The organism is Tsukamurella pseudospumae, from assembly GCF_001575205.1.
Lineage (GTDB): Bacteria > Actinomycetota > Actinomycetes > Mycobacteriales > Mycobacteriaceae > Tsukamurella > Tsukamurella pseudospumae.
In genome coordinates this window covers 199,359-211,083 of record NZ_LSRE01000013.1, presented here as the reverse complement: position 1 = coordinate 211,083, position 11,725 = coordinate 199,359, and the positions used below count along the sequence as shown (strand labels likewise).

The following is an 11,725-nucleotide window of genomic DNA, read 5'->3' as shown; positions in this document are numbered from 1 at the left end:
CGGCCGGGTGCTCTGGCTCTCGCCGTGGATGCGGCCGCTGGCCCGCGTCTACTGCGAGCGGCTGATCGCCGCGGGGTGGGAGGTCGTGCTGGTCACCTCGGACCGGCACCCCGAGTCCGACGGTGCGCGGCCCTACGAGCGGGTCCTCGACCCGCGGCCCAAGACCGCCGGCACGTGGCCGGAGTTCGCGCGGGAGCTGCGGCGCGCCAGGGCCTTCCGCCCGGACGTGGTGGTCACCGAGCTCGTCCGCGACCCGCGGTGGATCGCCCTCGCCGGCACGGCGCCGCGGATGAACCTCGTCCACGACGACCGCCCGCACGGCGCCGACGAGGAGCTGCCCGGCTGGGAGCGGCGGTTGTTCGGGCGGTGGAACGCGCGTGCCGCGTCGACGGTCGCGTTCAGCGACTTCGTCGCCCGCGAGGTCGGAGCGTCGGCCGTCGCGCCGCTCACCAGCGACCTCGACGACGCCCTGGTGCCGCCCGTCGTGCCGGCGGCGGACCGTCGGAACTTCCTGGCGGTGGGCCGGCTCTCCGCCTACAAGAACCTCGACGTGACGCTCGCGGCGTGGGAGCGGCACGTGAACGGGCCCGGTTGGCGCGGTGACGAACTGGTCCTCATCGGCGACGGCCCGGACCGGGACCTCGGGAAGGCTGTGCGGTGGCGCCGCGGCCCGTACTCCTACGCCGAGGTGACCGGCGATCTCGCAGCCGCGAAGGGCTCGGTGGCCCACTACCGGCGTGCCACGCAGAGCGGCGTGCAGGTGCTGGCGATGCAGCTCGGGGTGGTCCCGATCGTCTCCGACGCCGGTGCCCTGCCGGAGTTCCAGCCGCCCGGCGAGGAGCCGATCGGTGTGGACGACGTGGCCGGCCTCGCCCGCGCCTTCGATGCGCTCGCCGACCCGGAGGCCGCCGCGCGGCGCGGTGGCGCGGCCCGCGAGCACTACCTCCGGCGCTGCGCCTCGACGGTGTCCGCTGCGGCGCTCGGAGCCGAACTGGAGCGGGTCATCGCCGCGCGAGCGAGGTCCACAGCGCGCTGAGCCGGTCGTGCCACTCGGCGATATCGAAGTCGGCGGCGCGAGCGCGGGCACCGTCGGACAGCCGTCGCCGCAGAGCGGGATCCTCGACGAGACGGGTCAACGCCGCGGCGAGCGCGGGCACGTCGCCCGGCGGCACGAGCAGCCCGTCGCGGCCGTCGACAACGGCCTCCGGGATGCCGCCGACGGGAGTGGTCAGCGGCACCAGGCCGGCGGCCATCGCCTCGAGCAGGGCCATCGGCAGGCCCTCGTCGTAGCTGGGCAGGGCGAGGACCTCGGCCGCGGCGAGCAGCTCGTCGCGCTCGGCGGGGCCGGCCCAGTCCCGCACCGTCACCGCCGCGCCGAGGGGCTCCGCGGCAGCCCGCACCTGCGTGACCTCGCCGTCGCCGGCGAGCGTGACGTGCAGCAGGTCCCGCACGGCCGGTTCGAGTTCCGCGATCGCGGAGATCAGGTCGTAGCTGCCCTTGCGCACGCCGAGCCGGCCGAGGGCGAGCACCTCGACCCTCGCGGCACCGTCGGGCCCGGGTGCGGAAGCGTCGAGTGCGGCCGGGGGGACGGGGTTGTAGAGCACCTCGACCCGCGCGGGGTCGAGCCGCAGTGCCGCGGCGTACTCGACGGCGAGGCCCGCGCCCAGAACCAGCCAGTGGTCGGCCGGCAGCGCCGCCCGGACGAGGGACCGAGCGGGGGCGGGCAGCCGGGCCATCCAACCGCCGAAATCGAAGCTGTGCCCGTGCACGACCGCCGGAACGCCGCGCAGGCGCGCCGCCCACAGCAGCGGGGCCTTGCGCAGCACGCTGCCCCCGTGTGAGAGGTGCACGTGCAGGACGTCCGCATCGCCGCGCGCGACGGCGACGGTGCCGCGCGCCATGCCCGCCAGTCCCACCCGGATCCGTTTCGCGGTGGGCGCGTCGACGTAGGTGGTGAGCAGTCGTACCTCGATGCCCGGGTCGGTGATCGCGGCCATGTGCCCGATGACGGTGGCCATGCCGCCCCGGCTCGTCGGGCCGGGCGGCGCGGGGCCCACGACGAGGACCCGGATCGGTGGCGTCACCGGGCGGCTCCGCCGGGCAGGCGCCGCGGCGCGGCGGTGCGGCGCAGCGCGGGTGCCACGGGGCGACCCTGGAGGAGCCCGTCGACGGTGCCCGCCTCGAGCGCCTGCCGGTACACCGTCAGCGCGCCGGCGGCCGCGCGGATGGTGTGGTCGATGTCGGCGTCGGTGTGCGCGGCGGAGACGACGAAGGACTGGCCCAGTACGCCGCGGCGCAGCAGTTCCTGCAGGAACAGGGTGCGGAACGCCTGCGACGGTGCGCCGTCGGCGTCGCGTGTGGTGAACACCAGGCACGAGGGCCTGCCGATCGCGGCGACCGCGTCACCCACGCCCGCCGCCGCGGCTGCCGCGTTCACGCCGTCCGCCAGGCGGCGGCCTGCGCGTTCCATCGCACTCACCGGGTCCGTCTCCCGATAAGCGCGGGCCACGGCGCGGAAGGCGGTGAGCGACATCGACTCCGGCCCGTGCGTGGTGGACAGCAGGAACACCCGGTCGGCGTCCGTGTTCAGTCCGCCGAGCTCCATGAACTCGCGCTTGCCGGCGAGCGCGGCGATCGGGAAGCCGTTGCCCATGGCCTTGCCCCAGCAGGACAGGTCGGGAGTGACGCCGTAGACCGACTGCGCCCCGTGCGGCGACCAGCGGAAGCCGGTGATCATCTCGTCGAAGACGAGCAGCGCGCCGTGCTCGTCGCACAGTGCCCGGACCTCCTCCAGGAAACCGGGTTCCGGCTCGGCGAGCGCGGTCGCAGCTTCCAGGAAGACGGCGGCGATGCGTCCCTGGTGCTCCGCGAACCGGGCGCGCAGGGATGCCGCGTCGTTGTAGCCGAAGCGCACTGTGAGATCGCTGGTGGCCGCCGGGATTCCGGCGTTCATGTCGGTGGCGCCGATGAACCAGTCGTCCACCGAGAAGAAGGGCTGCTCGCAGACGGCGACCAGGTCGCGGCCGGTGACGGCGCGCGCCAGGCGCAGGGCGGCGGTGGTGGCGTCGGACCCGTTCTTGGCGAACTTCACCATCTCCGCGGTGGGCACGAGGTCCAGGAAGTCCTCGGCGGCGGCGAGTTCCGTCACCGTCGGGCGGCTGAAGTTGACGCCGGCGTCGAGGACCGATCGGACGGCGTCGACGACCGGGGCGTAGCCGTGGCCCAGGGTCACGGCGCGCAGGCCCATGCCGTACTCGACGTACTCGTTGCCGTCGGCGTCCCAGACGCGTGCGCCGCTGCCGCGGACGAGCACCGGCGGCATGAACTCGGGGTACTGGTCCGCGCCGCGGGCGTAGGTGTGCGCGCCGCCCGGCACGAGGGCGTGCAGGCGGTCCTGCAGGCGGCGGGACTCGTCGAAGACGGGCTCGGTCACGACAGTTCGTCCTCCGTCACCAGGCGCCCGCGCAGCGCGGGGTACGCCTCGGTGATCTCGTCGTAGAGGTCCGGCAGGGTCAGGAACACGGGGCCCGTGGTTGCGTCGAGCGCCTCGGGCGCGACGATCGGCACGTCGGTGCCGGGCATGCGGCGGCCCTGCTTGGTGGGCGAGGCGTCGGCGATGCAGGACATCCTGCTGCGATCCAACCCGGCCAGGGCGAACAGCGCGACGGCGCGGGAGGCGGCGCCGTACGCCGCAACGGTCTCACCGCCGGCCGCGGCGCGGTCGACCCAGTTCCGCAGGGCGCGAGCCTGTTCGCGCGGCGCGTCGGCCAGTGGGCGGAGGCCCTCGGGCTCCGTCAGGCGTGCGGTGCGTTCGTCCCGCAGGATCCGCTCGACGCCGGCGCTGCGGTGGGTCGGCGCGGCCCCGCTGTGCCGGATGGCGAGCAGTACGGTGCCTCCGTAGAGGTCGAACTCGAAGGCGCGCAACGGCTCCAGACCGGCATCCCCGAGTAGTCGCAGCAGCGCGGAGAGCGTGTAGTAGCCGAAGTGGCCGTGCCGCAGCGCTGTCCACTGCCGGTGCGCGACGATCGATCCGAGGGGCTGATACTGCAGGAGGAGAACGCCGCCGGGTGCGACGGCGGCCGCCCGCGCCGCGAAGGCAGCGCGTTGGTCGGGCTCATGCATGATGCCGAAGCAGTCGAGCACGACATCCGCGGGCGCCTCATCGTCGGTGACGGCGAACCCCCGGTCCGCCAGCAGTGGGAGCCAGGTCCCGCCGTGCGGACTCCCGAACTCGCGCACCGTCGAACCGGCCAACAGCCCGGCGGCCGCCACCCGGTTCACCGCGTCCGCGGCCTGCTCGCGCAGGGCGCGGGGCTCCACGCCCCGCGGCTCGTCGGCGACGGTGTCGTCGTCGGCGAGCTGCGCGAGACCGCAGTCGCCGCACAGGTCCATGGCCGACGGGTGCGCGGACTCGTCCGGGGAGACCGGGGAATCGGCGGGCGGGAACAGGTCCGCCGCGGGCACCCGGCCCAGGTCGAGCACCCGGGTCAGGTCGGGGGAGCCGCAGCCGCGGCACGTGCGGGACGAGATCATGGCACAGTACTCCCATGCAGATCCGTGAGACCGAGCTCGCCGATGTGGTCCTGTTCGTCCCCGTGCCGCACGTCGACGACCGGGGCCTGTTCACCCGCACGTTCGACGCGGAGGTCTTCGACGCGCACCTCGGGGAGGACGGTGCCGCAGCGCGATTCGTGCAGGACTCGCAGTCGCGGTCCGTGCGCGGCGTGCTGCGCGGGATGCACGGCCGGTCCGGGCGCGGCGAGGCGAAGCTGGTGCGCAGCGCCCGAGGTGCGGTGCATGACGTGCTGGTGGACGCGCGGCCGCACTCGCCGACCTTCGGTCGATCGCAGGCCTTCCGGCTGGACGACATCGAGTTCCACACCCTGTACGTGCCGCCGGGCTTCCTGCACGGGTTCCAGGCCCTGACCGACGTGGCGGACGTGTGCTACCGGATCGACCGGCCGCACGACCCCGCCGAGGACCTCGCGGTGCACCACGCCGACCCCGACCTGGCGCTCGACTGGCCGCTCACGACGTCGATCGTCTCGCCCCGCGACCGCGCGGCCGGCTCGTGGGCCGACCTGCGGTCGCGGCTGGGCTGAGCGCACCGTCATCGACGACGCATCGATCCGTCGATCGCACCGCCGGCCTGCAGGCCCTTGAGCACCGCGAGCCGCGTGAAGTCCTGGTGGAAGGAGTGCTCCGTGAGCCCGTACTCGGTGTACGCCTTGTGCAGCTCCGCGGCGCCGTCGGGCACCGTCCACTGCGCCTCGAAGCCCAGTTCGCCACGGGCACGGGAGAAGTCGACGCGGTACGAGCGCGGGTCGTTGCCGGCCTCGCCGGTGATCCGCACGGCGGCGCCGGGGACTACGTCGACCACGGACTGCGCGATCTGCGCGACCGTCACGTTGTTGGCCTCCGTGCCCACGTTGTAGGCGCGCGCCGAGACCGTCTCCTTCGGCGCGGTGAGGCAGACGGCGAAGGCCCGCGCGATGTCCTGCGCGTGCACCAGCGGTCGCCACGGCGTGCCGTCCGAGAGCACGAGCACCTCGCCGGTCAGCACGGCGTAGCCCATGAGGTTGTTGAGGACGATGTCCGCGCGCAGGCGGGGCGAGAAGCCGAAGGCGGTGGCGTTGCGCAGGAAGACAGGGGTGAAGTCGGCATCGGCGAGCGCGGCCGCGTCGTCCTCGACCCGCACCTTGCTGATCGCGTACGGGGTGATCGGGTTGAGCGGCGCCTCCTCGTCGACGAGACCCTCGCCCGCGGCGCCGTACACCGAGCACGTCGAGGCGTACAGGAAGCGGGAGACGCCCGCCTCCTTCGCCAGCCGTGCCAGCCGGCTCGACGCCGAGTGGTTGATGTCGTAGGTGATCTCCGGCGCGAGCGAGCCGAGTGGATCGTTCGACAGGGCCGCGAGGTGGATCACCGCATCGAAACCCTGGAGCTCCTCGACCGTCACGTCGCGCAGGTCCGTGGTCAGCGTCGGCGGGTCGTCCACCGCCGGGCCGAGCACGCGGTCGGCGAACAGGCCCGAGTCGAGGCCCGTCACCTCGTGCCCCTCGGCGCGCAGGACCGGCGCCATGACCGTGCCCAGATACCCCTGGCTGCCCGTGAGCAGGACCTTCATCGATCTCCTCCGAATCGGATGATTGCTTTCTCCAGCATGAATCCCTCGGCGTAGGTCGCGCGGCACTGGATGCCGCGCAACCGGGCCAGGCCGAGGAAGGCGTCGTCGTCGAACCAGTCGTGCGCGGTCTGCGACGGATAGTGCTCCGCGAGCAGCCGCACCTTCGCCATCGCGGCGTAGGGCGAGAGCGGATTGAGCAGCGTGGGCCGCGGAGTGTCGGTCTCCCACTTGAGGATCTCGTAGCCCAGCACCAGGTGGTCGCGGAACTCGGTGGGGACCAGCTCGGCCAGCTGGCGATGGTCCTGATGGGCGTCGCCGCGGTGCGGTGCGAACACGACATCGGGCTCGGTGGAGCGGCGGAACGTCGACAGCAGCGACTTCGCGCGCTCCCAGTGGGCCGGCGCCCGGCCGTCCGGAAGGTCCAGCACCGTCAGGTGCAGCTCCGCCTCGGGCAGGAAGGCGGCCAGGGCGGCCCGCTCCTCCGCCTCGCGGGGTGTGCCGGCGCCGCTACCGATGAACGCGCGGACCCGCAGCCCCGGGTTGGCCTCCGCCAGTTGAAGGAGCGTGCCGCCCATGCCGATCGCGATGTCGTCGCAGTGCGCGCCGAGCACCGCGATCTCGGACAGGCGGCCGGTGAACAGGTCGATCATGGCGCGACGGGGGTCTGCCACACCATCCACGGCCGGTCGCCGCGCGCGTAGCCGGCGTCGAGGTCGGCGCGCTCCTTGAAGGTGTCGGCGGGCTTCCAGAAGCCGCGGTGCTGGTAGCCCAACAGCTTCCCCTCCTTGGCCAGCGCCGTGCACGAGTCGGCGACGAGATCGCCGCCGGGCGGCAGGTGGTCGAAGACCTCCTGGGTGAGCACGAAGTACCCGCCGTTCTCCCAGATCGGGAACTCGGACACGGGCGTGATCCCGGTGACCTTCGAGGCACCGTCGACGTCCACGCAGTGGAACGAGGACTGCGGCGGGACCAGGAGCATCGAGGCGGCCGATCCCGTCTCGCGGACCCGGTCGATGATGTCGTTCATCGGGGCGTCGCTCAGCACGTCGGCGTAGTTCGCGAGGAAGTACTCGTCACCGTCGAGGTACGGGCGGGCGCGCCGGAGCCGTTCTCCGATGGCCGATTCCAGCCCGGTATCGACGAAGGTGATCGACCAGTCGCTCATGTCGGTCGACAGCAGCTCCACCTCGCCGCCGCGCATGACGAAGTCGTTGGACTCGGTCTCGCGGTAGTTCAGGAAGTAGTCCTTGATGTGCTGGGCGCCGTAGCCCAGGCAGAGGACGAAGTCCTTGTGGCCGTAGTGCGCGTAGTAGCGCATGACGTGCCAGATCAGGGGTCGCGGCCCGACGAGCTGCATGGGCTTGGGCACCGCGTCGTCGGCGGCGTTGCGCATGCGCATGCCGTAGCCTCCGCAGAACAGGACGACCTTCATCTCAGACCTCCGTGACTGCGGCGTGCGGCCGCGCGGCGTGCAGGTGGGGCATCGGATAGACCAGCTCGGTGCCGGCATCGACGAGATGCCGTAGCTGCTCGGTGATCTCGGTCTCGAGGTTCCACGGCAGGACCACCACGACGTCCGGGCGATCCGAGTCGAGGCGCTCGGGCTCGTGGATCGGGATCCGCGCGCCGGGCGTGAACCGGCCGTGCTTGTACGGGTTCCGGTCCACGGTGTACTCGAGCAGGTCGGTCCGGATGCCGCAGTAGTTCAGCAGGGTGTTGCCCTTACCGGGCGCGCCGTAGCCCGCGATCCGCTTGCCCTCGGCGCGGCGCTCGAGCAGGAAGCGCAGCAGGTCCTGCCGCGCGCGCTCGGCCAGCGCCTGCACGCCCGCGTACCCGGCGAGGTCGTGCAGGCCCGCCTCCTCCTCGGCGCGCAGCACCGCGCGCACCCGGTCCGACGGTGCCTGCGCCACCCCGTCCGGCCGCGCCCAGACGCGGATCGAGCCGCCGTGCGTGGGGATCGTCTCGACGTCGACGACGGTCAGCCCCGCGGTCGCGAGCGCGCGCTGCGCCGTCAGCACCGAGTAGTACTGGAAGTGCTCGTGATAGATCGTGTCGAACTGGCCCTCGGCGACGAGAGGAAGCGCGTGGTGCACCTCGATGCTCAGCCAGCCGTCGTCGGCCAGGAGCCCGCGCAGGCCCTGCGTGAAGCCCAGCAGGTCCGGGATGTGGGCGTAGACGTTGTTGGCGACCACGAGATCTGCGGGGCCGTGTTCGGCGCGCACCGCCGCGGCGGTCTCCGGGCCGAGGAAGGCGGTCACCGTCGGGACCCCGCGCTCGCGGGCGGCCTCGCCGACGTTGACCGAGGGTTCGATGCCCAAGCACGGGACACCGGCGGCGACCGCGTGCTGCAGCAGGTAGCCGTCGTTGCTGGCGACCTCGACGACGAGGCTGTCGGCGTCGAGCCCCAGCCGGTCGATGGACGTCTCGACGAAGCGCCGTGCGTGGTCGACCCAGCTGGCGGAGAACGACGAGAAGTACGCGTACTCCGAGAAGGTCTCCTCCGGGATGATCAGGGCGGGGATCTGGAGCAGGAGGCACTCCTCGCAGATCCGCAGGTGCAGCGGATAGGTCGGCTCCGGCAGGTCGAGCTCGTCCGCCGTGAGGAACTTCTCACAGGGCGGTGTGGCTCCGAGATCGACCACACTCCGCAGTCGCGACGAACCGCACAAACGGCACTGCATGATGGATTCCGTAACTGTCGACGGGGCGCTTCGGGATCTGAGCATAGTCTCTCAGACTTTTCTGGTTGCAAATGGCTATTGATGTTGCGATCGCAATTCTGAACGTCTACGGTGGCTAACGACAGTCACTCGAATCCGTCTCCGTCCACCGTCGAGAACCGGCGGTCCGGACGCCGGAGGGTCGAGGTCGGTAGGCGGACGCATGCACCGTCAACAGCGGAGTATCAGCGCTTCGGCCTCGTCGCCGCCCTCGTCCTGCGGGTGGAGGGTGCGGCGTCCCCCGGGGCTTCGCGCCTCGTCGCGGCGCACCGAACCCGGTGCGGCGTGAGGGCCGGGTGTCGGCGCGTCCTCGCTGGTAATTCACAGTTGCAATGGCATTGATCGCCGATTGTGATTGCCGACGAGGTATTCGCACCGTGGCGTGCCCCGGCACCTGATTCGGAGAGGCGGGACATGTCGATCGACACCTGGACCGACGCGCGTGCGCCGCGAGCCACCGTGCTCACCACCCTCATCGCCCCCGCGCCCGACGCCGCCCCGCTGCCCGCGCCCTCGACGGTGCCGGAGGTCCCCGAGGCCGTCCGCCCGAGCGCCCCGGCACCGCAGTCCACCGTGGACCCGCTGGTAACGACCCTCGACATCCCGGTCGCACTCGACCCCCCTGCAGCGCTCGACGCCGGCGTGGCGGTCCCCGTCGGCTCGTCGTCGACCCGCGCGGCCGCGGACGCGTATCGCGCGAGGCTCTCCCGCTGGATCCTCGCCGCGGACGGCACGATCGCCTTCATCGCCGCGTGCGCGGGCCTGATCGTCGGACTGCGACAGGGCGCCGACCCGACCCTGCTCGTCGTTCTCGTCATCGTCGTGCATCTGCTCTGGTTCCATCAGCTGACCCGCACGCGGCCGATGGACATTCCGCTGCTCCGTCTGGGGTCGGCCGAACTACGGCGTGTGTTCGGCACCGTCCGGCTCGTGTTCGGCCCGTTGGTCGTGGTCGAGGTGCTGTTCCCCGCCTTCCTGCCGCACTCCCTCGTCGTCGTCTCCGGTCCCGTCGCCCTGGGCGGGATCCTGCTCAGCCGCATCTAGTTCCGCCGCCGCCTCGGTCGCACGGACTCGGGCGCCGTGGGCGCACCCACCCTCATCGTCGGCGGCTACGCGTCGGCCACCGCCTCCGTGCGGAGCATGCTGCGCGCCGAGTACGCGGGCGCCCGGATCGTCGGGGTGTGCCTACCGCCCGGTGACGCGACGGCCGTCGACGCGATCGAAGTGCGCGGTGCCCGGATCCCCGTCGTGGGGACCGACCGCACCGTCCTCGAGGCGGTTCATGAGACCGGAGCGGGCGTCGTCGTGCTCACTGCCACCGACTCGCTCGGCCCGGACGACGTGCGTGATCTGATGTGGCAGCTCGCCGAGGACGGTGTGGAGCTGGTCGTCACCGCAGGCATCGCCGACGTCGCAGGCAGCCGGATCGTCAGCCAGCCGCTCGGGCAGACGCCGATGATGTACATCGCGGCCCCGAAGCCGAGCCGGTCGTTCGGCCTGGGGAAGCGGCTCCTCGACCTCACCGTGGCCGCAGTCGGCCTGGTGCTGACGGCGCCCGTGATGGTCGCGGTCGCCGTTGCGATCAAGATCGACAGCCGCGGGCCGGTCTTCTACCGCGCCACCCGCGTCGGGTCCGGCGGCGCCCTCTTCGACATGATCAAGTTCCGCAGCATGTACATCGACGCCGACGCGCGCCGCGACGTCCTGTCCGGCGAGAACGTCGGTGCGGGACCACTGTTCAAGGTGAAGGACGACCCGCGGGTGACCCGGGTCGGGCGTGTCATCCGCCGGTACAGCCTCGACGAGCTGCCGCAGTTCTTCAACGTGCTGCGCGGCGAGATGGCCGTCGTCGGCCCGCGGCCCGCGCTCGCCCACGAGGTCGAGCAGTACCCGCCCGTGATGCGGCGTCGCCTGCTGGTCAAGCCCGGCGTGACTGGTGCGTGGCAGGTCAGTGGTCGCTCCGACCTCTCCTGGGACGAGTCGATCCGGCTCGACGTGGGGTACGTCGAGAACTGGTCCCTCGGCCAGGACATCAGCATCATCGCCCGCACGGTCAAGACGGTGCTCACCTCCGACGGCGCGTACTGACGGGCCGTATCGTCGTCTCCGTGCAGGACCGATCCCGGGACCGGACCGCGCCCGACGGTGCGCGGTTGCCCACCGACCGTCGAACCCTCCTGGCGGTCGCCGCGGGCGGAGCGTTCGCCGCGGTGTTCGTGAGCGAGCTGTCGTCGGCGCCGGCGTGGCGAGGCACGGAGTTCGACGTCCGCCTCCTCGGCCTCGCCCTCGTCTCGGTCGCCACCGGTGTCCTGTTCGGCCTGCGGGACCGATTGGGCCCCCGAGCCTTCGGCCTGCTCGTGTTCGGTCTGCTCGCCGGCGTCTCCTCGGTGGGGGTCTACGCGCTGGTCGGCCTGCTGGGGATGCCGCCGTCGGCAGGGGTCCGATTCCTGTTCGCGGCGCCAGTCGTCGCCGGGCTCGGAACAGCGGCGGGGCTGTGGTCGGTACGGAGGCTCCGCCGGTGATCGTGCTCGTGGCGCTTGCCGGCGCAGCCGGCTCCGTAGCGGGATACCGCCTGATCGCGGCCGGTCCGGGCTGGACGCGGCTGCTGCTGGTCACGGTTCCGCTGTCAGTGCTGCTGGGTGCGGTGGCCCGTGTCGTCCGGGTCGTCGGCGACACGGGCCTGGCGACGGTGCCGATCGCTCTGCTGGGGCCGATCGTGACCTTCACCGGCATCCTCTGGTGGCTGCAGGCCGCGCCGCGAGGAACCTGGTGGCGGGGGCTCGTCGTGGTGGCGAGCGCCGCCGCCGCCGCGATCCTGGGCTACCTCTCCTTCGACCTGCTCGGCCTGGCGTACCTCAAGCTGCCGCGCATCGGCTGA

At 72.4% G+C, this 11,725-nt stretch carries 13 protein-coding genes; 6 read left to right on the top strand and 7 right to left on the bottom strand.

The genetic code is table 11. The annotated features are described in order from the left end of the window. The first annotated feature begins 7 nt into the window (after positions 1 to 7). Positions 8 to 1,036, top strand: a complete 1,029-nt coding sequence (locus AXK61_RS11915; RefSeq protein ID WP_068575225.1) for a glycosyltransferase family 4 protein — start codon at positions 8 to 10, stop codon at positions 1,034 to 1,036. Here the strand turns inward: AXK61_RS11915 and AXK61_RS11910 are convergent. From AXK61_RS11910 to AXK61_RS11900, 3 genes are read right to left on the bottom strand one after another with little or no spacing between them, the layout of a single operon-like run. Further along, positions 1,002 to 2,084, bottom strand: coding sequence for a glycosyltransferase family 4 protein (locus AXK61_RS11910; RefSeq protein ID WP_068573502.1), 1,083 nt, complete (start codon positions 2,082 to 2,084; stop codon positions 1,002 to 1,004). The two genes, AXK61_RS11915 and AXK61_RS11910, sit on opposite strands and share 35 nt — an antisense overlap. After that, the gene (locus AXK61_RS11905) at positions 2,081 to 3,433 is read right to left on the bottom strand and encodes a glutamate-1-semialdehyde 2,1-aminomutase (RefSeq protein WP_068745473.1); all 1,353 of its coding nucleotides are present in this window, start codon (positions 3,431 to 3,433) and stop codon (positions 2,081 to 2,083) included. The genes AXK61_RS11910 and AXK61_RS11905 overlap by 4 nt, the downstream gene beginning before the upstream one ends. Then, positions 3,430 to 4,533, bottom strand: a complete 1,104-nt coding sequence (locus AXK61_RS11900; RefSeq protein WP_068745471.1) for a class I SAM-dependent methyltransferase — start codon at positions 4,531 to 4,533, stop codon at positions 3,430 to 3,432. The genes AXK61_RS11905 and AXK61_RS11900 overlap by 4 nt, the downstream gene beginning before the upstream one ends. 14 nt (positions 4,534 to 4,547) lie before the next feature. Between AXK61_RS11900 and AXK61_RS11895 the strand changes: the two genes are divergently transcribed. Further along, positions 4,548 to 5,102 (top strand): dTDP-4-dehydrorhamnose 3,5-epimerase family protein, encoded by a 555-nt coding sequence (locus AXK61_RS11895; RefSeq protein ID WP_068745469.1) that lies wholly within the window; start codon positions 4,548 to 4,550, stop codon positions 5,100 to 5,102. Positions 5,103 to 5,110: 8 nt separating this feature from the next. Here the strand turns inward: AXK61_RS11895 and AXK61_RS11890 are convergent, their stop codons facing one another. The 4 genes from AXK61_RS11890 to AXK61_RS11875 are packed head-to-tail and all read right to left on the bottom strand — an operon-like array spanning position 5,111 to position 8,808. Beyond that, positions 5,111 to 6,127 carry an NAD-dependent epimerase/dehydratase family protein gene (locus AXK61_RS11890; RefSeq protein ID WP_068745467.1) on the bottom strand — a complete coding sequence of 339 codons (1,017 nt, stop codon included), beginning with the start codon at positions 6,125 to 6,127 and terminating at the stop codon, positions 5,111 to 5,113. Then, a complete protein-coding gene (locus tag AXK61_RS11885; protein WP_068745465.1) occupies positions 6,124 to 6,777 on the bottom strand; it encodes a PIG-L deacetylase family protein in 654 nt (217 codons plus the stop codon). Before AXK61_RS11885 ends, AXK61_RS11890 begins: the two co-directional genes overlap by 4 nt. Next, complete coding sequence (locus tag AXK61_RS11880; protein ID WP_068573508.1) at positions 6,774 to 7,559, bottom strand: glycosyltransferase family protein; 786 nt, start codon at positions 7,557 to 7,559, stop codon at positions 6,774 to 6,776. The genes AXK61_RS11885 and AXK61_RS11880 overlap by 4 nt, the downstream gene beginning before the upstream one ends. 1 nt (position 7,560) lies before the next feature. Next, a complete protein-coding gene (locus tag AXK61_RS11875) occupies positions 7,561 to 8,808 on the bottom strand; it encodes a class I SAM-dependent methyltransferase (protein ID WP_068573509.1) in 1,248 nt (415 codons plus the stop codon). 453 nt (positions 8,809 to 9,261) lie between these two features. On the opposite strand from AXK61_RS11875, the gene AXK61_RS25705 reads away from it, so the two are divergent. From AXK61_RS25705 to AXK61_RS11855, 4 genes are read left to right on the top strand one after another with little or no spacing between them, the layout of a single operon-like run. Beyond that, positions 9,262 to 9,891 carry a hypothetical protein gene (locus AXK61_RS25705; protein ID WP_068745463.1) on the top strand — a complete coding sequence of 210 codons (630 nt, stop codon included), beginning with the start codon at positions 9,262 to 9,264 and terminating at the stop codon, positions 9,889 to 9,891. A gap of 36 nt (positions 9,892 to 9,927) precedes the next feature. After that, a complete protein-coding gene (locus AXK61_RS11865; RefSeq protein WP_068745461.1) occupies positions 9,928 to 10,935 on the top strand; it encodes a sugar transferase in 1,008 nt (335 codons plus the stop codon). A 20-nt stretch (positions 10,936 to 10,955) separates the two neighbouring features. Beyond that, positions 10,956 to 11,369 (top strand): hypothetical protein, encoded by a 414-nt coding sequence (locus tag AXK61_RS11860; RefSeq protein ID WP_068573511.1) that lies wholly within the window; start codon positions 10,956 to 10,958, stop codon positions 11,367 to 11,369. Then, on the top strand, positions 11,366 to 11,725 hold the full coding sequence (locus AXK61_RS11855) for a hypothetical protein (RefSeq protein WP_139058037.1): 360 nt from the start codon (positions 11,366 to 11,368) through the stop codon (positions 11,723 to 11,725). The genes AXK61_RS11860 and AXK61_RS11855 overlap by 4 nt, the downstream gene beginning before the upstream one ends.